General features: G+C 60.7%; 13 protein-coding genes. 4 read left to right on the top strand and 9 right to left on the bottom strand.

The window, feature by feature from the left end:
- Positions 1-17: 17 nt before the first annotated feature.
- The 7 genes from PZ897_RS19285 to PZ897_RS19255 all read right to left on the bottom strand — a co-directional run bounded on the left by PZ897_RS19285 (position 18) and on the right by PZ897_RS19255 (position 14,134).
- Entirely contained in the window at positions 18-3,413 is a 3,396-nt protein-coding gene (locus PZ897_RS19285; protein ID WP_275754383.1) for an FtsW/RodA/SpoVE family cell cycle protein, read from the bottom strand.
- Positions 3,410-6,250, bottom strand: coding sequence for a penicillin-binding transpeptidase domain-containing protein (locus PZ897_RS19280; protein ID WP_275754382.1), 2,841 nt, complete (start codon positions 6,248-6,250; stop codon positions 3,410-3,412). The genes PZ897_RS19285 and PZ897_RS19280 overlap by 4 nt, the downstream gene beginning before the upstream one ends.
- Positions 6,247-7,767 (bottom strand): hypothetical protein, encoded by a 1,521-nt coding sequence (locus tag PZ897_RS19275; RefSeq protein WP_275754381.1) that lies wholly within the window; start codon positions 7,765-7,767, stop codon positions 6,247-6,249. The genes PZ897_RS19280 and PZ897_RS19275 overlap by 4 nt, the downstream gene beginning before the upstream one ends.
- 15 nt (positions 7,768-7,782) lie before the next feature.
- The gene (locus tag PZ897_RS19270) at positions 7,783-8,676 is read right to left on the bottom strand and encodes a hypothetical protein (RefSeq protein WP_275754380.1); all 894 of its coding nucleotides are present in this window, start codon (positions 8,674-8,676) and stop codon (positions 7,783-7,785) included.
- Positions 8,612-11,950 (bottom strand): hypothetical protein, encoded by a 3,339-nt coding sequence (locus tag PZ897_RS19265; protein WP_275754379.1) that lies wholly within the window; start codon positions 11,948-11,950, stop codon positions 8,612-8,614. Before PZ897_RS19265 ends, PZ897_RS19270 begins: the two co-directional genes overlap by 65 nt.
- A 189-nt stretch (positions 11,951-12,139) precedes the next feature.
- Positions 12,140-13,063, bottom strand: coding sequence for a hypothetical protein (locus tag PZ897_RS19260; RefSeq protein WP_275754378.1), 924 nt, complete (start codon positions 13,061-13,063; stop codon positions 12,140-12,142).
- Between the two features lie 231 nt (positions 13,064-13,294).
- The gene (locus tag PZ897_RS19255; RefSeq protein ID WP_275754377.1) at positions 13,295-14,134 is read right to left on the bottom strand and encodes a ThiF family adenylyltransferase; all 840 of its coding nucleotides are present in this window, start codon (positions 14,132-14,134) and stop codon (positions 13,295-13,297) included.
- 300 nt (positions 14,135-14,434) lie between these two features.
- Between PZ897_RS19255 and PZ897_RS19250 the strand changes: the two genes are divergently transcribed.
- The 4 genes from PZ897_RS19250 to PZ897_RS19235 all read left to right on the top strand — a co-directional run bounded on the left by PZ897_RS19250 (position 14,435) and on the right by PZ897_RS19235 (position 18,147).
- On the top strand, positions 14,435-15,139 hold the full coding sequence (locus PZ897_RS19250; RefSeq protein ID WP_275754376.1) for an FCD domain-containing protein: 705 nt from the start codon (positions 14,435-14,437) through the stop codon (positions 15,137-15,139).
- 112 nt (positions 15,140-15,251) lie between these two features.
- Positions 15,252-16,256 (top strand): TRAP transporter substrate-binding protein DctP, encoded by a 1,005-nt coding sequence (gene dctP / locus PZ897_RS19245; RefSeq protein ID WP_275754375.1) that lies wholly within the window; start codon positions 15,252-15,254, stop codon positions 16,254-16,256.
- 35 nt (positions 16,257-16,291) lie between these two features.
- Entirely contained in the window at positions 16,292-16,855 is a 564-nt protein-coding gene (locus tag PZ897_RS19240) for a TRAP transporter small permease subunit (protein ID WP_275754373.1), read from the top strand.
- Entirely contained in the window at positions 16,852-18,147 is a 1,296-nt protein-coding gene (locus PZ897_RS19235) for a TRAP transporter large permease (RefSeq protein WP_275754372.1), read from the top strand. The genes PZ897_RS19240 and PZ897_RS19235 overlap by 4 nt, the downstream gene beginning before the upstream one ends.
- 30 nt (positions 18,148-18,177) lie before the next feature.
- On the opposite strand, the gene PZ897_RS19230 is transcribed toward PZ897_RS19235, so the two are convergent.
- Positions 18,178-19,596 carry a phosphomannomutase gene (locus tag PZ897_RS19230; RefSeq protein ID WP_275754371.1) on the bottom strand — a complete coding sequence of 473 codons (1,419 nt, stop codon included), beginning with the start codon at positions 19,594-19,596 and terminating at the stop codon, positions 18,178-18,180.
- Between the two features lie 48 nt (positions 19,597-19,644).
- The gene (locus PZ897_RS19225) at positions 19,645-21,891 is read right to left on the bottom strand and encodes an AGE family epimerase/isomerase (protein WP_275754370.1); all 2,247 of its coding nucleotides are present in this window, start codon (positions 21,889-21,891) and stop codon (positions 19,645-19,647) included.
- Positions 21,892-21,926 lie beyond the last annotated feature (35 nt).

Raw genomic sequence — 21,926 nt, 5'->3', positions numbered from 1 at the left:
TTACACTCAACAAGTAACTAACCACGGCGTCTTGGCGGCACACGAATTGTTAACACGGGTGCTTTCATCCCTGCAAGACGAGTCGCAACGAGGAGCACCAGCGCTGCCGGGATTGCCATGAAAAGGTGATGACTGGTGCCGGCTGACAGCCATGTCATCGGCTGCCCCATGACGGGCAGCAGTCCGAACGCATTCGACCAGGCCAGGATCCATTGCATCAGAAACAGCATGCCTGATCCGAGCGCGATACAGGCAAGCGCCTGATCCGCTCCGGTCTCGACCGGATCCCTTGAGCGCTTGGACTGAAGCTTGAGATAGAGTCCGATAACGAAGAAGATGAAACAGGCCTGAAGCGCGATCAGCAGCGTGGCGGCGGCATTGCCGTGCCTGGTGGCAATATAGGTCGCGGCAAAATCGCTCTGGACGACCGGGACGCAATGCGGCCGCACCGGGCCCTTCAAGGTGGAGGGCGTGCATCGCAAGGTTTCGGCTTGCCGCGCCTCTTGAGGGCAGGAAATGCCCAGGCCTTTGGAAATGCCGGTGCCGATCCACTCCACGGCGTAGCCGATGTTGAAGGGGGCTGCCTTGAGTTCGTCGCTCAAGCCGCAAGGCGCGTTGGCCAGCGTGGCGCGCGATCTGAGAACGTGGAAGTTCATGTCGCGCAGAACCAGCTGGCGGGGTTCGGTGTATTTGCCATCGCGGCCGAACCGGAGATCAGCCCAACTCATCAGCCTCTCGACCGGCAGGCGGCGGCCCTCGCCAAGCACTTTTTCCAGCTCCGTGATCTGCTTGTCGGGCTTGTCGAACCAGGACCAGTCCTGCACGCCGAGCCCTGCCTTCGCCGGCACGTCCCTCAAGGCCACCGCCATCACCAGTGCGATCAGCGGCGCAGCGATGGCGACGCGCGCCAGAGTCCAGTTGACACGATTGCGCCATGCCACCGCAAACGCCATCGTGACGAGACCGCCGACAGAGAGAGCGAGAATGAAGATTTCCTGACGCCAGAGCGCCCAGGTTCCAAGAAGCGCCAGCGGCAATCCCAGCAGCCCGATGAACAGGGCGCGCGGGATGACCAGCGTCCGGATGAGCATGATGGTAACGGCGATCAGGCCCACAACCGCCGCAAGCGAGTACGCCACCGACTGTTGCAGCAGCTCAAGCCCCTGGATCAGGAGGTCCAGCGACACCAGCGGTGAAAGGATGATGGCGGCAAACAGCAACAGCAGCAGACAGAACTGCGCAACACTCAAGCGAATATCCTGTATCGAGGGCACGTAAGACAAGGGAATCCGCTTGATGTCCCTGAGGTCGTCATACTCCTCCTCGCGGATCCGCCAGCCGATGGCCATGAAGCCCACTATCCCGGTGATTGCGGTTGCCGAGCCAATGATGATCAGCGGCGAGTAATCCGATTTCACTGCGGGGACGAAAAGCAGGGCGATCAGGAACAGGGTGGAGAGAATGACGGCGATCAGCGTGATGCCGAACCATGCCTGCGCCAGAAGACGGGCGCGGATCAGCCACTGTGCGAGTGAGGCCCCCAGAAGCACGACAATGGCGAATTTTCCCGCCTCGACCGGCTGGATGGAGCCACCAAGACCAGTCTGGTTGCCAAGAAAGAACCAGGCTGCAAACAAGGTGAAGACAATGGCCAGAAGCCACAGAGTCGGCGAGACGAGGGACGGCCTGCCGGCAAAATCGTTGCCGATCCGGAGCTTCAGGGCGGTTGGCGAGACGATGGTCAGCGCCATGACGAAGACCGGCAGAACATCCAGAACCACCAGTTTATGCTTGATGAAGAACCGCTCCCAGTCGGTATTCGGGCCTTCCGCACTCAGGCTGAACATGGAAATCGAACTCAGCGCGATGATCGCTGTCAACAAAAACCACAAGGCAGTGAGACTGGCGCCGCCGGACCGGTCGAGCATGACGACGATGGTCGCGCAGACCCATGAGGCACCAAGGCCATAAAACATGTATCTGGAGGCATCGGGTATGGCGGTCAGCTGTCTGCCAATGGCGACAAGATCGGGAAGCAGGGCCAGCCCCAGCACCACGCAGCCCGCAAGAGTGAGAAGCGCTGCCCGGAACACACTGCCGTTTGCGCGCCAGATTGTGGCACCGGGAACGGCCAGGACAATCAGCAGCGACAGTCCGATGGCGGAACTTCTTGCCAGGATTTCGGCACTCACCAGGCCATCCGGGCTGCCGACAAACAGCCGATCAAGGGTGGAGGGAAGCTGGTGCTTGATCACCTCGATGCGGGCGCCCTCGGGGAGGGAATTGGGCGAGCTGTCGAGAGGCGGCGGGCAATCTTCCACCGAGGCGGTTTCCGTGTCCGCCTCAAGCGGCTGCGCACAGACGCTGTCATCAAACAGGGCAATGCGGCGATCTGGCTGGATGTGAACATCCCAGCCGCCCTCCGTATTGCTATCGGCATCGATTGAATAGCGCGTCTTGCCTGCGGTAAAATGGGTAACGGGCGGATACGCGAGCGGCGATGTGGCGGCCAGCGGCACTTCAATGCCGGTGCGCCCGTAATGCTGACCTATCCGTTCTCCATCCAGCCAGGTTTCGAAGCTGACGGGCACCAGCTGTGCTTCCCGGTAGATCGATACAAACAGCCGGCCATCGGACAAATTCCTGCGAATGGCGAATTCAAGCTCGGGGTTGGCGCGTGGCATGGCCACAAGGGCATGGCTGTGCATCGTGCAAGTGAGGTCGCCGCCCAGGACAGCAACCGTCGGCTTTCCCTTTCGCTGCAAGAGGTCAGCAAGACCGAAGGGTCCGAGATAAGCGGCGAGGCGGTCGGACACCTCGCCGCTCAGTCTGTTGGCCTTGGAGGCGACCCAGCCGGTCAGCCCCTGATCATAGCATTCGTCCGCCGGCTCACCATTGATCAGCAGCTCGGCGCCGTCGCGATGGATCAGGGCCGTTGTGGCGTTTCCGGTCCAGTCTTCAATGGAAAATTCGAGCGCATCATCATCGCGAACGCTGATCCTGACGAATTGCGCGCCGGCTGAAACCAGCGTGACAGCGCCTTTCCGTCTCGAAATCTCGTAGCGCTCGCTCGACCCCTCCTCGGTTTTGCCGCCAAATTCGACATTGAGATCTCTGAGTTCGGCCACGCGGCTGATCAGGATCTGCCCATCTTCTGTGGCGCGAAGCCGGACATGCTGCAGTTCCGCCGACCGTGCGCCTGCCGGCTGAAGCAGTTCGGCCCGCCCCAGCACGACCTCGCTGCCTTGCGGGATTGTCAGTTTCAGTTCCTTCAGGGCGCTGAAGAGCGGCGCATGGCCGGCGGCCGTGTGGAGCGCAAACATCCACCAGAAAATCACCGCCATCGTGGCCAGCCCGAAGCCGAGGCGCATCAGGATGCCGATCAGAGTGCTGATGGAGCGCGCCAGTTTCATTTTTCGCCCTCATACAGGGCCATGAGGAAATCGCGGACCACAGGCCCGCAGGCGGATCCTCCATAGGTGGGCGAAAACGCCACCCGGCAGGCGAAAGCAATTCTCTGGTCAATACCCGGCAGGGCCCCGTCGGGTTCGACATAACCGATAAGCCAGGCGGCATAGCGTCCGTCCTCGGGAGCAGTGCCGTGGGTAAAGACCGGAGCAGTGCCGGTCTTGGCATACACGGCATTGCGCAGTTCGGCCGGAATCTTTGCGAAGGCGCTGCGCGACGTGCCGCCCTTGTTTCTCACGACCGCCGCCATGCCGCTGCGGATTTCCGTGAGCAGCCGCTCGACCAGCGTCTGTTTGTCGGACGGTGCGGTCAGAACCGGCTCACCCTCGAGCGGATCGTCGGTGTCACCCCGCTGGAATTTCGGAACCAGGTGCGGGCGGACGATCTTTCCGGTGGCGACGGAGGCTGCAACCGAGGCCATGGCCAGAGGGCTTGCACTGACGCTCAATCCGATACCGCCGCGTGCCAGTCGCAAACGACGCGGTTCGCCAGGAGGCACCGGCAGCCCGGCCTCCACGATCAGTGGGCTCGAGCGCCCGCGCCCGGTCGCGGGGTAGTTGACATCCAGAAGATCCAGCGCTGTCTTGCGCGCCACCGCATCGGAATTTCGCGCGCCCGGAAACAGCCGGTCCGCGGTTTTCGCCAACAGCAGATCTGAAACCAGGTTGGTGTGTTCAAAACCGCTCTCGCTGTCCATCAACCTGTCCGCATCAAGATACAGGGCGATGCCGGCAAAGTAGAGATTTGATGATTTCTTGATGGCCTCGCACAGGCCCGCTCGAGGAGCGCGCGCTTCTCCGCAGCCGCTGTCCCCGCCAAGCTCGAGGATATGGCTTATGCCGCTGCGAATCCCTGCAGACGAGGCCGAGTTGCCCATGCAGAAAGCGATGCCGCCTCTTGCGCCGGGAATGGGCAGGGCATTGAGCTTTTCGGGGTCACGCTCGTCGTAGTTGGGCTTGCACCGCCCATTGAAGGAGGGGCGGGTTGCGACAATGCCGAACAGGTCGGCAATTTGCAGCGGGCTGGCATTGCCCAGAAGCACGTCCTCAAGCGTCTTGTCGCCGCTGTCGAGAACGTACTGGCTGGCAGCCAAAGCGGTGACCAGCTTGAAGGCCGAACCGGGCGTTCCGCGCAGGTCGTAGTTGCGCCAGCCATAGGCGGCGAGGGGGCTCTTGGAAGGGGCGGTGAGTTCGAGGGTTTCGATATCCCAGGAAGACAGGCCCGTGCGTGGTTGCGGCAAGCTGGCAATGGCAAGCACATTGCCAGCATCCTCGCCCTCAGCATCAAGAATGACCAGATCGGCACGCCGGGCGCACCGGTCCTGATCTTTCGGGCACTTGTAATTCAGCGCGAGCGCTGCAATCGCCTTTCGCTGATAATCGGGCAGAATGGTCAGCGACGGGTTTTCGCCGTCCTCGGTGAGTGTCAGCGCTGCAGCGACCGAGCCGGAATCGCCGGTGCCCAGTCCCAGCAATCCGCCAAGACCCAGCTCAAAGGCTTTCTGGGTCAAGGCGCCTTGCGAATCGAGCACCGGGAGCCCGTGAAGGCTCAGATTGGTCAGCGGCTCGGCCTGGCTCTCGATTTTCTGGTTGTCGGGAACGTTCCAGCTCAAGTCGCAACCGGTATCGAAACGTCCGGTTGCCGCGGCTCCGATTTCAAACCGGGACAGCTGGCATCCAACGCGGATCCGTCCGAACCCGAGGGAGACAGTCCCGTCCCCCGCCTTCGTCGTGTTCTTTTCGGTGTTTGTCAGGTAGCGCCTAAGCTCGCGGGCGACCCGGATTGATGGCTCGATGACCATTTCAACCTCGACGGTCCTGCCTGTGGGCTGGGACAGGGACAGGAGCGACCCGGTCGGCCTGCCGCGCGGGCTTTCTCCCTCGCATCGCTGCCGGCGCCCGGTGCCCGCCGCATCATCGGCGCAATAGATGGCAAGCGACGCAGCCTGCTTCTGTCCGGCAACCGCGCGGACGTCGTCCGGGGTGGTTGCGGGATCTATCGCCAGTCGCACACCATTCACCGCAATCGAACGCACGGCGCCAATGGTGCGAATGCTCACCGGCATGTCGCCAAACGTCATCGACGTCCGGAACCGGTACTGGCCTGCCTCTCCGGTCTGGGTGTCGATCACCGGGGTGATGACTTTCCAGTCACCGAAAAAGCTTTCGGTTTCGCTGGCAAGAAACGCGTAGTCGAACTGGGAGATGGCCGCGGTGGTGATCGACTGAACAGCCCGCCCGTCTGCGGCAATGGTGGCTTCCCACTTGTTGGGCAGGCAGCGGGGGGGAACGAACAGTTTGGCCGTGCTGACGCCATCGGCACAGGCAACACCTTCGGCGGAGTTGAGCGCATCGTCGGCCTGCCGGTTGTCGGAGACTGAGACGATCCGGTAACTCTGGTTGAAATTCGCGACTTCCTCGCGAATGCGTTCACCTTGCGGCGATTCACAGAGTTCGCGGACATATTTGCGGCCGGCCTCGCCAGCGGCCCCCGTAACCAGGTTGACGGTTTCCGGCGCCCGCAAAGCCAGCGTGTTGCAGGGCGCATGTCCGAGCGCGACCGACACGCCGTCACGAATGGGCCAGATCGCCCCCCCTTCGACCAGGAAATCGAATGTTGTGGCATCGAACGCCACAGCGCTGGGAATTTCGACACGGTCCATCCAGATGCGGTTGACCCTGAAAGTATCGACGAAAAAATACGCGCCGAGATAGAGAATGCCGGCCAGCAGTGACAGCACACCAGCCCGAAATCCAAGAGCGCCGAGAAACCTCGCTTTCATGGATCAGAGCCCTCCCTGTAGGGAGTCAGAACCAGAGGGCCGATGATCTTTCGTGTCTCGCCGGGTTCGAAGGCCGAAACCGGCATGCCTGAGCATTTTTCCGCATAGGCCTCGCCAAGCGACAGCACCGTGTCGCCAAACGATATCCGGCCGCACTGATCAAGCCAGTCGAGATGGTAGCCGCCAAATGACTGGAAGGCGTCGGAGAATATGGCCTTTTCGGGCGAATCCGGAAGTTCCAGATAACCAAATGGCTCCCCGTCGGCACGCCCAACCTCGATGATGCCGGCCTCGATGGTCCGGCATTTGAGGCCGACGCTTCCCAGCGTCTTGAACGGGGCCCCTGTCTGACCCCATTCATAGACATACTGCTCTTCGTTTTCACAGTCCCAGACCAGTGACACCCGGGCGACCTGCAGGGCGTAGGCGGTCAGGACATTGTCCCGATCGAGATCGACCCAGAGCCGCTCGACGTCGCGCTGCGAGAAATCCCTCAGGTCAAACAGAAGCGAGTTGATTGCCGCATTGCAGCGGCCTGACGGTTTCCAGTGCAGCCGTGACCTGCGCGAATCTACACACAGTTCCAGCCGTCCCGGAGCTTGGGCAGTTGCCACAAAATCGATCTTCCAGGCAATGTCGCACTGATCGTCAACACTTGCCACGCGGCTCGGGACCGGTTCATTTCCGTGGCCGTGGCAGAAGGAGAGGCGGGCATCGACACCCTGATTCCGGTCATCATTGCCGGTGGGCGCCAGAACCGCGTCCTTGTTGATGAACAGATAGGAGGATTGAACCTCCTCGCCTGAACCAAGATCGATTTCGGCATGCAGCAGCCCCTCGCCGATGCCGATCACCAGGCCGCCCTGGCCCTTGTAGAGCCCGGCCGGGCGGCCGTCGAGCAATTGCGGCTCGGTGTAGTGGTCACGCCGGGAATGATCGGGATAATAGCGGATCCAGCCGATCGGCCGTTCACCGCGTCTGGGCACGAAAATGCCCTGCCCCAGATACATGTTGAGCTGATTGGCCGGCAGGGCCGGATTGACCATGCAGTCCACCCGGACACCGATTGTCGGGTCGAAATAGCCTTTCAGGGTGGAACTCAGGCTTTCGGAAATCCGCTCCTCAAGACCTCTTTCCGAGGCCGTATCACAGACCCCGCCGGGTCCGGAAATGAAGGTGAGGTGCTGGAACGCAACCTCGACGACCTCGCTGCCGTTGGCGGTCCCGATAACCAGCTGGTTGGTGAGGGTGTAGAGCACCTCGTCGACCGATCCCCGCGAAACCCGGAATATGTCTGCGCGCCCGTTGGGATGCGGATTGCCACCGACGATCCACGGAAAATCCCGGGAGCGCTTGTTGCGGCGATTGAACAACCAGCCAAAAAAGCCGGTCTTCGGGATGGAGAACACCTTGCGGCGCCAGAACGCCTGATTGTCGCGCAAATCGATCTTCACCGGAATCATGATGACGGGGCGGTCTGACTCACCACTGAACCGGACTGGATTACCGAGGGTCATGGCAAGGTCCGCGTGTTACCATGATCGATCGAGGATCAGGATTCGTGGACTCCTGTGCCCGTTTGGACCACTCCATCCAGGCCGCTCACAATCAATGACGAGTTCCTCTCCTCCCTGGGGGTTGGTAAAGCGGGAACTGGCCGCCAGGGCCGCCGTCCGGATGCGCGAAATATCCCTCAACTTCTCCACATCATCTGTGGTGAAGACGCAATTCTTGGTGTTTTCCACCGAGAGCGGCCGGGGTGCCGTGACCACGACTTGCTTGCGTTTGAGCAGATCGAGCACCGCATAGGCGGCGAGCCCGTAGGCATCGGTTTCGGCCCGATCAGGAAAATATACCTCTAGGCGGCGCCACAGACACAGCAACCGGTCCAGATCCCCGTTTGCGAGGGCAGGCAGGGGGTCAATCCGCTCATGTGCCAGGCCTTCGATCAGGTCGACAATACGCTTGTGAGACCGGCCCACCTGTTCGGCGCTGTCCTTTGAGGCGAAATGGGGAGGCTCGACCAAGAGCAGCGCATGATGCGCCGCCAGCAGGATGCGTTCGCCGGGCTGTTCGGAATCGCCATGCGGCGCTGTCCCAACGGCTGCGGCCTTGTCATTGCGCAGTCGCTCCTGCCAATCGTCGGGCAGGCGGCCATTGGTGGTCCAGCCAGTGATATTGGCGATTTCATTGCGAAGCTTGCCGTTTTCCCGGCGAATCGAGCCCAGCGCCGCTTCGCTCCGGCGCAACCGCCGCAACAGCCAGACTCCCAGGACCATGATGACGACAAGCAACGCTGTAAACAGAACCTGGGCAAATCCGGATGTGAACTCGATACCAATCACCGCCATCTCGCGACCTCTACGTTCCCGCCAAGCGACTTCGGGGCTGCCGAACGATGACATCACCGACCGTGAATTCGACATCGGAGTTCCTGCGCTTCCAGGAAATCTCGACATGCTGATCCTGCCCGCCGGCGAGCCCGCCGGGTTTGACCTGTGACTGATCCACGACCACCTTCTGTCCGAAAACGCCAAACAAACGGACGATCTCGTCGCGGCTGATATCCATGTCGCTGCCGACGTCATCGAGTCCGGGCAACACACGGCTGAGCCAGCGGTTGGGTAGAAAACGGACGCTTTTGTTGCCTTCCGAGCGGGAGCGGGTGTCAAGATATTCGATTTCGGAAACCACGCCGCGTCCGTCATCGTGCAGCACCAGGGCGTAGGAGTGATCCGCGCCGTCGGTGATCTCCAGTCCGGATGTGGCAAGCCGCGCTGCGCCGTAAACAGTGGCGTTTTTCATGTCATCGGCAGCGAAGGGCCGCATCGGGGCCGCATCACTGCTCTGTCCCAACAATTGTGTCGTGCGGCCGATCCCAGTGAAGACCGATGGCCACAGGCTCGCCCGTCCGGTGATGACCCACTGCGGATCGCCCAGGTTCAAGCGCCGTGCCTCCCTGATCAGCATGGCCGGGACTGCATAGCCCAGTGTGCGGGCAACGGTTTGCGGATTGCTGCGGGTCGGGTTTGAAATCGGCTGGTCGGCATCGAGCAAGTCTGGAGCAATCTCCAGCGAGATTGCTTGCCCGCCGGTTGAGGTCGTTCTGACGCGCAGCCATACCTTGTCCTGTGACCCGGGGAAGGCAGTGTCACGCTCGCTCAGCGGCAGTCCCGGTGTTGCGCTGCGAAGGATGTCGTTCAATTCGACCACGAAACAGCTGCCGTCCCCTTCCAAGGCCCAACCGAATTCCTTGTCCGAGCTGGCCTGGCGCAGGAGCGTGTCCGACAGTGCACGCTTTGCCTGTTGAATCCGCGGCAACAGTGCTGCCTTGAGCGCCTCGTCGCGCAAAAACCTGTGATCGAGCTCCAGATCTTCGAACACCGGCTCGGTTGAGGTAAACAGTTCCCGCAAATTCTGGATCAGCATCGCCAGCAGCGCCTCATCCAGGTTGGCACCGCCTATGGTGGCTCCGAAATGCGCGAACACCTTCCAGCTCTCGATGCTGTCATGGCGCATTTTGACTTCGATCAAGCTTGCGTCGACAGTGCTGGCGCCAATGTCGAGACACGCAAATATCTCGGTTCCGTCGCGGCGGCCGGCCGAGCGGGAAATGCCGAAATAGGCGGCAGCCAGGGCTTCGGGAATGAGTTTCGGCTCGCGCGCTGCGCGGTTGTCCTGCGTTCCCGTCAGCCCTTGTGCAAAGGCCCGTGCAGCGTTCTTGTAGAGCTCCCGCTTGTGATGGGCGATGCCGCTTGGATGGGTCACCACGACCTGAACGTCGCTGTCAGCGCATTCCAGCCACTGATCGAAGCGTTCATCGCCGAATTCGCTGACAATCGGGCCATCGAGTTGGTCGTGCGCATGAAACAGCGAATTGGGGATCATATAGGATCCGAGCTCGTGGAAGGCATCGCGGGTCAAGGCTGCCAGGTTGATTTCCCTGGTCGACTGCAGCCCATTGGTGGTGCGCTCGATGACCGACTGCTTGATGCGATACTTGAACTCCGGTTCGGCATTCATCAGCATCCGCTTGAGGTCGGGAATCACGATGGTCTGAAGCTCGAGAAAAGCCGAAGATTCGCCATCGGCGAGAAAGTCCCTATCCACCGGAATCGAGACATCATAGGTCCGGCCAAACAGCGCCATCCGCTTTTCGGCCGCCTGCAGCTTGGTGCCGACGAAGGACAGGTTGCCATAGGACAATGGCGCCTTGCGCGAGCGCACGTGCCGGGTCGGGTTCAAGCCGATGGTGGATGGGATCAGAACATTCTGCCACCGCTTCTTGTTCGGATCATATTCCGCATGCGCACCGGCAAGGCTGTAGGCAAACGATCCCAGCGGAATCAATTGCCGGGCCAGGTTTCGCTCCACCCTGCCAAACCAGGCCGCAATCGCCGACGCGCCAAAATCCAGGCAGATCAGGAATTTCGGGTCGCGCTGGCGCAAGACGATGTCGATCGCAACCATTCCGTATTTGTGTTCGAACAGATCGTCTTCGGCGACAAGCGACATTCCCGCCCGGATTTTCAGCCGCCGGGCCTCGAACCGGATGAAAAGCTGATAGCGATCGGTATCGCTGGTCTCGTCCAGCGTTGTGTCATGAAAGGGGATCTGGATCTTGCCGCCAGTGGCCTGGTCGACCTCGATGTCGCGCACCAGCTTGAAATCATCACGGCCGGTCAGCGCCATTTTCTCGCCTTCAGGCAGGATGTGGGCATGGGCCACGACATCCCAGCTGTCGTCCAGGCTGACCACGTCGAACTCGATCGTGTCGCCGACTTCGAATTGCACTCCGCCCCCCGAAACCGGCACCGAAAATTCAAGCGGAAACCGCTCGGCGAAGGCTGCTTGACTGCGCGTCATGTTGGGTACCGCCGACGCATCGCGATACTTCAGGGCCAGGATTTCCCCCTGCCTCAGCTGCAGTCCGAAATCATAAACGCCCGAAAGCGGGGTCTGGCTTTCATCGCTGAAAATACAGTTCCACTCGAACTGCATCTGCAGACTGTCCGCGCTCTCGGCCACTTCGAAGATCTCGTTGATGGACACGATGCAGGCGATGGAAACCTCGTGTCCCGCGCGCAATTCGCAGGCCACGCCCGAGGTCGAACGGGCCACAACCGTATCCAGGCTCAACTCGGCCGACACCACCCGGATTTCGTCATCCACAAGGCAGCTCAAGCGTCCGGAAACGAGCGCATTGACGGGGTCGCCGCCAAACTCGAGACGGGCCACCGGTTGCTTGACGTTGATGTTGAACAGATCAACCTCGTCGTGATCCTGCTTTTCGACCCGGCTGATCTCCGGGATTGCGGCCTGCCGCGGCTGAATCAGCGGCGGCTGCCATATCAACGTCTGCAGCCGCAAACCGGCAAGTTCGACCCTGAGATTCTGTGACTGGCCGTCACCGCGCTTGGACTGCAGCGTTATCGACAGCGCGAACAGATCGCGGGATGCCTCTGCAATCTCGTCATCGGTTGGCTCCCGGGCACATTCCAGCACCAGGTCAATGTTTTTCGTATGGCCGATCTCGCATTGAAGTATCGTCTCGCCGGTTTCCGAGTCCCAGAGGGACGCGTTGAGCCAGGGTGCCTCCTCTATGTATCCGGCAACCGATATTTTTAGGTTGTCGCCGTCAACCGAAGACGACTGGTACAGCGTTGCTACAGATGAGAACTTTCCCAGATCACAGATCACGGTACTATTCTCAACTCTTAGTTGAGTTTTCTTTGGGTTACTAAGATCCCAATCTACCATTAAAGACCCAACGCTAGTACTGATACGAGGCAGAACGTTATCGTTTATAAATCCTTAGCGCAACAGTTGGAAAGCAGTTGAATTTGACTAAAGTAAATGATTAAAATGCAACATAATTGTTTGATATGATTATGAAAGCCATCTCAAGGGAATCGGTTCACTTCCAATCCTGCGATCTAGACTGTCGGAGAACCCGGAACTGCGCTTTTCGCTTGCTTCAGCCGGTCGATTGTCCTTGCTGGAGATGATGGCAACCCTGAGCGCGTGCAGGTCCGGCGCCTCGATGGCGCTGCCGCGATGCCCCGGGAAGTAGCTTACCGCGCCAGGGGTCAATTCCGGATCAAGTCCGAGATTGAGGATGAACTGGTCGGCCTTGCCGTTGCGCAGAGAAAATTTGCGCGGCAGCGAGGCGATAACATCGAGATCAGCCGCGATCAGCGCCGCGGGCCTTTGCTTTTCCTCCTCGGCAACCAGTCTGGAGACCGTCCAGCCTACCCGCCGGGTTATCGCCTGGAATGCGGATCCCAACTGGATCTGGCGGCGCTGGCTCAACTCGTCGAACCAGTTCACGTCCCGCGCCTGAAAAAACGGCACCTCTATCTGCTGGACTGATGGTGCACTTGACTGATCGAACACAAAGGGTTGCGCATTCAAACGCTGTTCGCACCACGAAAACAGCCCTGGAGGGATCTCGTGCCAATGGCTCACCCCGGCAAGCACCAGTGTGCGCGAAAGAAGGAACTGCCGCCCGCTTTCGCCCTCACCGGCTTCCGCCCGATAGCGCATCCGCATGAATGCCAGCCCTTCGTCGACAGCCTTGACGATAAGCGCTCCCTGTCCGGCATATTCGGGATCGATCATGTTGGACGTGAGGTTTGCATGGCCAAGAAAATTGGCCGGGATGAAGCGCAGCGGATTATCGATGCCTGGCGTTACCGAATTGACGCCGTAAAGGGCACTCTCGTGCAACGGACCACTGTGTGTGCGGACGGGTTTGCCGTAGCACACTTGTTCAAATCTCAAAGTTCTTGCTTCGCCGGAAGTCGTTTCCACAAGATGCTCCCCTCGCCAATCGCTTCAACCTGAAAAACGATCTCTGGCAGCCGGTTTGTTTGGAAGACTGTATCGATATACTTGCGAAAATCAACGGCACGGCCCGATTCGCCCACGCGCGGAGCCTTGATCATCCATGCCGCGAGCCTTTTTAGTGAAGAGCCGCAATTCCTGGTGCGGCCTTCGACTTGGTAGGACGCGCAACCGGACTGCTCAGCGGCGGCTCCGCGATCAAGGCTGATCAACCATTCCCGAAACCGTGCGCAACTCTGTCGCAGTTGCAGCCGGAAAGCCAAAAAACTCCAGATAGGCGGGAATTTGCTCAAAGAGCATGTCGATGCCGACCTGAGTCACGCACCCGCGCTGGCGTGCCGCCGCAATGAAAGGCGTTGTGGTCTGCTTCATCACCACCTCGCCGACAAAGGCGGACGGATCGATGCGGCTGACATCGACCGGCATCGGATCGCCCTGGTTCATGCCCAGCGGCGTGGCATTGACCACCGTGGCCCATCCGGCGGGGTTGGTGGAGCCCTGGCTGAGGCTGAGTTGCGGATAATGTCGCCGCAGACGTCCGGCGAGCGCTTCGGCCACCTGCGGACGCGTGTCATAGAGCCCCAGTTCGGCGACACCTGCCGCTGCCAGCGCGGCGGCGATGGCTGACCCGACGCCACCGCATCCGACAATCAGCGCCGTGGAGCCCGCTATGATGCGACCCTTGTGCCGCATCGCCCGCACAAACCCTTCGCCATCAAACATGTCGCCAACCAGCCGCCCGGCACGGTCGCGTCTGACCGCATTGCAGGCGCCCGAGATCCGGACCGCCGGAGACATCTCGTCCAGCAGCCCGACTGTCGCCACCTTGTGCGGCATCGTCACCAGCGCTCCGCGAATATTGCGGAGCCGGAAGAGAAGCGGCAGCAAGGCCGCGTAATCCTCTGCTTCACACCCCATCGGAAACACCCGCGCGTCAATGGCATTGGCTTCAAACCAGGGATTGTAGATCAGCGGCGCACGAAATGACCCTGTCGGCACACCCAGATGGGCAATCAGTTCTGTTGTCCCTGAAATCATTTGGCGTGCTCCGAGGCGGAAATCATCCTGCACTCTTGCAAGGTTTGCTGAGGCCGCGCGATCGCACCATCATCGCCTCGCCGGAAACGGCCGCACGCTGCACGGCGTCTATTCCCTGGAGGGTCTTGAGGCGGAGTGCGAATGGGATGATGCTCAAAAACATGGTGGGGTCTCCAGCCTTGGCAGGATCAGTTCCGACAAGTCCGGGTATGCAATTGCGCCATTTTTGGAATGGCCTATATTACGATATATGTCCTATATTCACTTCTGCAGTCAAGTTGAACACCCGGAGGGCGGATTGTGATTGATGCGGCAAATGACGGCACGATCGGCGACAACGCCTATCGAACCATCCGGAGAGATATCATATTCGGACAATTGCGGCCGAGCGAAAAGCTGCGTCTGGAACCGTTGCGAAAGCGCTACCATGTCAGCGTCACGACGCTCCGGGAGATCCTTAATCGCCTTACTTCCGATGGTCTTGTGGTGGCCGAGGGGCAAAAGGGTTTTGAAGTTGCCAGTGTTTCGGAGGCCGATCTCCGGGAGGTTGCGGAGCTGCGATTGCTGGTCGAAGGCCACGCCGTCACCCGGTCCTTTGAAAACGGAGATCTCGACTGGGAATCACAAGTTGTGGCGGCGCATCACAAACTGCGCCGGTTCGAAGACAGGATGATTGCGGGTGACAGGTCGGCGCGGGACGACTGGAAACGGGCGGATTGGGGCTTTCATCGCGCGCTGATCGCCGGCTGCGATTCCAGAACCTTGCTCGATCTGCATGGCCAGATTTTTGATAAATATATTCGCTATCAGATACTCACCTCGGCATTCCGCGGAGAGCGGGGCGCCCGCGAACATGCGGAATTGCTGGAAGTCGCGTTTGCGCGCGACGCGAACAAGGCCAGGGAGATCCTCAGCGTCCATATTCTCGGCGGCGTCGAATTTATCATCAAGGCTCGCAACGATGCAGGGTCGGTGCCATGGGTCAACCAATACTCCGAGGTCTGAAATAACCTACAAAATACGATTCGTATGTTGAAAATGCCCCTGCACTGTGACAGGATTTTGCCAGATCCGACAGGGCCGGGAGCCGCCGGATTATCAATGGGAGGAGAAACTCATGACTGGTTTTACCCGCCGCATGCTGCTTGCATGTGCCGTTTCTGCCGGCATGGCCGGATTCGTTTCGACCGGCTTTGCCGAGGACAAGGTTACATTGCGCATGTCGACGCCTGCGTCGGACAGTGATCAGCGCTCGGTTGCGCTTGCCACCGTCTTCGCACCGCAAGTGGCCGAATTTGCCGCCTATCAGCCGCATTACAACGGTACGCTGATCGCTCAGGGCAGTGAACTGGAAGCCATTGCCTCGGGTGACCTGGAAATGTCGATCGCCTCGGCCCAGGAGCTGGCGACCTTTTTCCCCGAATTCTCGATCTTCGCCACCGGTTACGTGCACCAGGACGCCGCCCATCAGGTCGCAGTGTTCAATGACCCGCTGATGGAGCCATTCAAGCAGAAGGTGGAGGATGAACTCGGCGTGAAGTTGCTGGCGGTGATGTATCTGGGCCGCCGCAATGTCAATTTGCGCCAGAGCAAGGAAGAGCTGACGGTCATGAAGCCGGAAGATCTGGCAGGCGTCAATCTGCGCATGCCGGGGTCCGATGCCTGGCAGTTCCTCGGCAAGGCGCTCGGCGCCAACCCGACGCCGATGTCGTTTACGGAGATTTACACAGCACTCTCGACCGGTTCCGTCGACGGTCAGGACAATCCGCTGCCAACCGTGGTTGACGCCAAGTTCTACGAAGTCACCAAACAGGTTGTGCTGACGTCGCATCTTGTGGATCTGAACTATGTCGCCTTCTCGAAGGCGGTTTGGGACAAGCTCACACCTGAGCAGCAGGCAACCGTGCAGAAGGCTGCAGTCGATGCGGCAGAAAGCGGGCGCCAGGCACAGCTGAAGAAGGAAGAGGATCTGGTCTCGTTCCTGCGCGAAAAGGGCATGGAGATTTATGAGCCGGACCTGAACGCCTTCCGCACCCATGTTCAGGCGCAGTATGTCGGCTCGGATTTTGCCGCCAGCTGGCCCGAAGGGGTTCTCGACAAGATCAACGCCCTGGGCAATTGATCTTCTCAAACTGATGAAGCCGCGGTGGACCTGACATGAAGACACTCGTCAACTGGTTCCTGCGCGGTGCGGAATTTGTGGCGGCCATGCTGATGGCCGCCATGTTTTTGACCTTCATCTTGCAGATCGGCATCCGCTATTCGGCAAAGCTCGACTGGCTGGGCAAGACCTTCCCGATATTGGAGCCAAGCCAGTATGGCTGGACGCTGGAGTTTTGTCTGGCGCTGTGGGTATGGATCGTATTCTGGGGAGCGGCTTTTGTCGTGCGTGAACGCGATCACGTGACCTTCGATATCGTCTATGGCCATGTCAGCCCGAAAGCACGCCGCTGGTTCGCGATCATCGGCGGCGTCGCAGTCTGCGCCGGGCTGCTCTGGTCGGTGGAGCCAACCCTGTCGAAATTCTACATTCTGCGGCTGAAGAAGACGGCAACGCTGAGCCATCTGCTCGGAGACTGGGTGCGGATGCGCGACATCTATTCGATCTACATCCTGTTCCTGGTCGCTGTTGCCTTGCGCTACGGCTGGCGCGCGATCAGCGCCTTCCGTCATGGCGCCGACATCGACCAGCCAGGCACAGGCGGGATCGTGGAAAAATGACGGTCGAATTCGCGCTGTGCCTGCTTACACTGTTCTTTCTGGCTGGCATCGGCTTGCCGGTTGCCTATGCGATCCTGATTTCCGCCTTTGTCTATCTCGGTGTAAACGGCCAGGGTGTCGGCATCGCCGGCAAGGTTTTGATGGACGGGCTCTACCAGAGCTTCATCCTGCTTGCCGTGCCGCTGTTCATTGTCGCCGCCAACATCATGAATGCCGGCACGATCTCCGAACGGCTGCTGCAATTCTGCGTCGCGGCGGTCGGCCGCTTTCGCGGGGGGCTCGGCCACGTCAACATCGTCGCTTCGCTGATATTTTCCGGCATGTCAGGCTCTGCGGTCGCCGATGCCGCCGGGATCGGCAAGATCATTATCGGCATGATGACCAGGAGCGGCCACTACACCCGCGGCTATGCGGCCGCGATCACCGCTGCGTCGGCGACCATCGGGCCGATCATTCCGCCATCGATCCCGATGGTGCTCTATGCGCTGGTGTCCAACACATCGATCGGCTTCCTGTTTCTGGGCGGCATCGTCCCCGGGCTGTTCATGGGGGCGGTGCTGATGCTGATGAACACCATCCTTTCCACCCGGCGCGATTTTGCCATCGAGCAGCCGGTTCCGCTCCGAGACCTGCCGCGCCATACCGCCAACGCCTTTCCGGCACTGCTGATGCCGGCCATCCTGCTCTATGGCATCTATGGCGGTGTCACCACACCGACCGAAGCTGCGGCGGTGGCAGCCGCCTACGCATTGCTGCTGGCGAGTCTGTTCTACCGCGCTCTGTCGCTGCGCGCGCTCTATGGCATTCTGGTCGAAAGCGCCCGGTCTTCGGCGGCGGTCGGGCTGGTCATTGGCGGCGCCCTGATCCTCAACTATGTGGTCGCGTCGGAAAACATCCCCAACATCGTGGCTGAGGCCCTGGTCGGGCTCGACGTGTCGCCGCTGATCTTTCTGCTTGGCGTCAATGTGCTGTTTCTGCTGCTTGGCTGCGTGCTCGACGCCACCACCATCATTCTGGTGATCATCCCGCTGTTTCTGCCGGCCTGCCGCGAACTCGGGATCGATCTGGTGCATTTCGGCGTGGTTGCGGTGGTCAATTGCATGATCGGCCTGATCACCCCGCCCTACGGCATCCTGCTGTTTGTCATCAACGCGGTGACGCAGATCCCGCTGCGCGAGATCATTGGTGAAATCTGGCCGTTTCTCGGGGTTCTGGTTCTGGCACTTGCCGGCCTGATCCTGTTGCCCGATATCGTGTTGTGGCTGCCGCGGATGTTCGGCTATCCGGGATAATGCGCCCTTCGGGAGACCGGGAGCGCTGTGTCAGATGCCGCTCACCAGCCTGATCCGCTCGGCTGTCCGGGCAATCAGACCATACGCCAGTTCTTCGCTCGCCGCCTCGCTGTACACGCGCATTTCCGGCGCATTGCCCGAAGGCCGCAGATGCACGATCTCGCCATTCTCGAAGGTCACCCGCAGGCCATCGGTGAGATCAACGTTCGATGCTTGCCCAAGCGGCTCGAAGAACTCGCTGCGCGCCGCCTCATCGGACGTTAGCTGCGCAATCAGGGCCTTGCTGGTCTCAGTCGGAAAATTCTCGATCCGGTCACTGGCTGCAACCTGCAAGCCGAGACCGGCCACATAGGCCGACAGCGATTGCCCCGCCGCCCTTGCTGCGGCAAAGGCGCAGAGAATCGGCAGCACGCTATCGCGCGTCGGCAAGGCGGCAAGGATTGCAGCTCCTGCCGCAATGGAATTGCCGGTGAGCACGCCGCCATTGGCTTCGAACCCGATGACGCAGCTTCTGCCACTGGCGAGCGCTTTGGCCATCCCGGCGATGACCGGAGGGGAGCCGACTTTGGTGCGGCTGACAGCAGCCTGACATCGGCTTTCGATGCCCGAATTCGACGTCACCGGCGTGACGACCGCATCGGCGCCAAGGTAACGGGCGGCAATCAGGCCGAGCGCATCGCCGCGGAGCACCCGGCCGGTCTCGTCGACCACCAGCGGCCGGTCGCCGTCACCATCGGCAGAGACCAGCCCATCCAGTGTTTCCGAACCGATCCATCCGCCAACCAGTGCTCTGGTTTCTTCGGAGACGGCTTCCGTATCGACCGGAACAAAGACCTCGGACCTGCCGAGCCGGACCACATCGACGCCGGCCTCTTCAAGGATCGACGCCAGGGCCCCGCTGGCGGCGGAGCTGTGCTCGTAAAGGCCGATGCGCAGTCCGCGCAGCAGACCATCGGGGACGAAGCCACGATAGCGGCTGATGAAACCTGCCATCGCCTCCGCCGAACGGTCGACCAGCAGGCTGGGGGCGAGCAGCTTCTGCGCCAATCCGGCCGGCGCCAGAGCCGAGATCGCCAGCTCGTCCTGCTTGTCGATCTCGCCATCCGGCCGGTAGAACTTGATGCCGTTGCGGTCGTCAGGGATGTGCGAGCCGGTGATCATCAGCGCCGCCGCACCTTGCCCCATCGCGTAGAGTGCCAGCGCCGGTGTCGGCAACACGCCGCAGTCCACAGGCTCCAGACCCTCGGCAATCAGCGCCGAGGCACATTGGGCGACGATCTCCGGGCTTGAGGCACGCAGGTCCTGGCCGAGAAAAACCGGCGCGCCGATGGTAACCATTCCGGTTCCCAGGAGATGCCGGGCGAAAGCAACGGCGTGGGCGCCTGCTGTGCCGTCGGTCAGGTCGCCAACAAGGCCGCGCAGCCCGCTTGTGCCGAATTTCGCCGCCATGTCGATGTCTCTCCCGTTCCGTAAACTGTCTGCGCTGCCCTGATCCGGTCAGGGAAGCATCTCCTCATGCCGGAGATACTCGACCAGCGCGCAAAACACATGGTAGAACGTGCTTGTCGGCATGTCCTTCGAGATGACCCGGCCGTGCGGGTCGATCTGATCATACCATCCGCCAGGTGCGGGTGCTGTCAGATAGCGGTTGAAGATGACGTCGAGCATGCGGATGAACAGTGTCTCGTCACCCGGCAGGCCTTCGGCGCGTGCCAGCAGACCCGCCTTGAGTGCCTCGGTCTGGCACCAGAGCCGGGCCGTGCCGACCATTTGCGAACCATCCGGCGCCATCGAATCGCACACCGCATCGGTGCCCCGGGCGTGGCCGAAAGCGTGGCTCGTCGCATAAAGCTTGCGGCAATATTCCTTGAGCTGCGGCTGATCGGCAAACCGCGCCTGGCGCAGCAGCAGCCAGACCCATTCGTAGTGATGACCGGGCTCGATGCGGGGCGGCTTGTCTTTGCGCACCGACCAGTCGCGCTCGAAATGCTCGGTGACACTCCAGCTTTCCGGATCGAAAAAAACCGATGTGAACAGATCAACCGCGGTCTGGGCGCGGTCGAGAAAGACACGCTCGCCGGTGACCTCGAACCAGGCCTGCATGGCCTCGAGATAATGCATGTGCGGGTTGGCGCGGCGGTAATCAAGTCTGAGGCTCGATTCGTAAAACCCGCCATTGGCGCGATCGACAAGATGATCGTCCATATAGGCAATGGTGCGTTCGGCCCAGATCCGCGCTTCGGGCCATTTGGTGGCGCGCCACAGCCAGGCCAGCGCAAGCAGAACGAAACAATGATCATAGGTATCGCGCTGCGGGTCCTTGACCGTACCGTCCGAATTCCACAGATGGATCCAGCCGCCATCGGGATGCCAGCCGGTTGTGGTCAGCGTGGCGAAGCAATGCTCAAGCGTTGCCCGCGCATCGCCCTCCCAGCCGAGCAGTTCGGCATGGGCAAAGCAGTAGATCTGCCGCGCCAGAACCCGGAGCCGCTTGAAACCGAGATCGGCCGGGCTGCCGTCATGATTGAGCGCCTCGTAGACACCGCCATGCACCCGGTCGACGCCGGCGCCCGCCCACAGCGGCAATGCCGTGTCAAACAGCCATTTGCGGATCACCCTTGGCGACGGCACCGGACGGCCCGAATGCGCAACCGCCAGCGGTGGCCATTCTCCGGTTTTCTTGACCTGGCCGGCGATGTCCTTGACCAGATGCGACTTGTCGCGATGCACGATCAGCAGCGCATCGGGCTGCGACACCACGATGATGTTGTCGAGACCGGCAACGGCCAGAAAGCGGTCTTCAGACCGGAGGTAGCTGTTTTGGACATCGAGCGTCAGCACATCGCCGAAGCGGGCATTGCCATGTTCATCAAGCACCGATCCATCATGCAGCTGGTTCCACGACCCGAGGTCATTCCAGTCAAAACTGGCGGCAACCACGCCGATGCGGGACGCATTTTCCATCACGGCATAATCGATCGATATCTTGGGGCAGGCGGCAAAGGCGTCTGCACCGAGGCGGTAGCACTTGCCCTCAATCTCGGCGCGCTCGACAGCCAGCTTTGCCTGGGTCCAGACCTGAGGTTGCTGGCGGGCCAGTTCAGCGCCCATCTCCCCGGCGCGGAACATGAAAATGCCGCCATTCCAGAAAAAGCGACCGGACCGGAGAAAGGTCTCGGCTGTTTCCAGATCCGGTTTTTCACGAAACCGCGACACATCGTAGACTGGTCCATCGCCATCGCCGCGTTCGATATAGCCATATTGGGTTTCGGGCCGCGTCGGGGTGATGCCGATGGTCATGATGCCGCCGCGGTCGGCAAGCGCCTGGGCACCGGTGCGGATTACATCGAAGAAAGCCGCCACATCGGAAATCTGGTGATCCGAGGGCAGCACCAGCACCATTCTGTCGGGATCGGTGTCAGCCAGATCGGCAATCGCGGCGGCAATCGCCGCAGCGGTGTCGCGGATCAACGGTTCGAGCACATAGCGTTCAACCTCGACGCTGCTGGTTTCACCCTGTTCGGTCAGCAGCGATTCGAAGGCGATCCCGCCGACGATCCGCGTCGGCAGATAGCGCAGACCCTCACCTTTGAAGTCAACGCGCTCAAGCGTGTTGGTGAGAAGGGTCTTGTCGTTGACCAGACGGTGGAACTGCTTGGGCTTTGAATCCCGTGACATGGGCCAGAGCCGTGATCCGGCGCCGCCGCACAGGATAACAGGCGTGATTGTGTGGCTTGAGCTCATGCAATGCTCCGATTCGTGCGACCGCTCGTTCGTCT

The organism is Hoeflea sp. YIM 152468 (genome assembly GCF_029210485.1).
GTDB lineage: Bacteria > Pseudomonadota > Alphaproteobacteria > Rhizobiales > Rhizobiaceae > Hoeflea.
The sequence above is the reverse complement of the archived record's forward strand: the minus strand, read 5'-3'. Positions and strand labels throughout refer to the sequence as shown.

Coding starts and splice junctions, on each gene's coding strand:
- PZ897_RS19285 (WP_275754383.1), bottom strand. CDS start 3,413: ATGAAACTGGCGCGCTCCATCAGCACTCTGATCGGCATCCTGATGCGC.
- PZ897_RS19280 (WP_275754382.1), bottom strand. CDS start 6,250: ATGAAAGCGAGGTTTCTCGGCGCTCTTGGATTTCGGGCTGGTGTGCTG.
- PZ897_RS19275 (WP_275754381.1), bottom strand. CDS start 7,767: ATGACCCTCGGTAATCCAGTCCGGTTCAGTGGTGAGTCAGACCGCCCC.
- PZ897_RS19270 (WP_275754380.1), bottom strand. CDS start 8,676: ATGTCGAATTCACGGTCGGTGATGTCATCGTTCGGCAGCCCCGAAGTC.
- PZ897_RS19255 (WP_275754377.1), bottom strand. CDS start 14,134: ATGATTTCAGGGACAACAGAACTGATTGCCCATCTGGGTGTGCCGACA.
- dctP (WP_275754375.1), top strand. CDS start 15,252: ATGACTGGTTTTACCCGCCGCATGCTGCTTGCATGTGCCGTTTCTGCC.
- PZ897_RS19240 (WP_275754373.1), top strand. CDS start 16,292: ATGAAGACACTCGTCAACTGGTTCCTGCGCGGTGCGGAATTTGTGGCG.
- PZ897_RS19235 (WP_275754372.1), top strand. CDS start 16,852: ATGACGGTCGAATTCGCGCTGTGCCTGCTTACACTGTTCTTTCTGGCT.
- PZ897_RS19230 (WP_275754371.1), bottom strand. CDS start 19,596: ATGGCGGCGAAATTCGGCACAAGCGGGCTGCGCGGCCTTGTTGGCGAC.
- PZ897_RS19225 (WP_275754370.1), bottom strand. CDS start 21,891: ATGAGCTCAAGCCACACAATCACGCCTGTTATCCTGTGCGGCGGCGCC.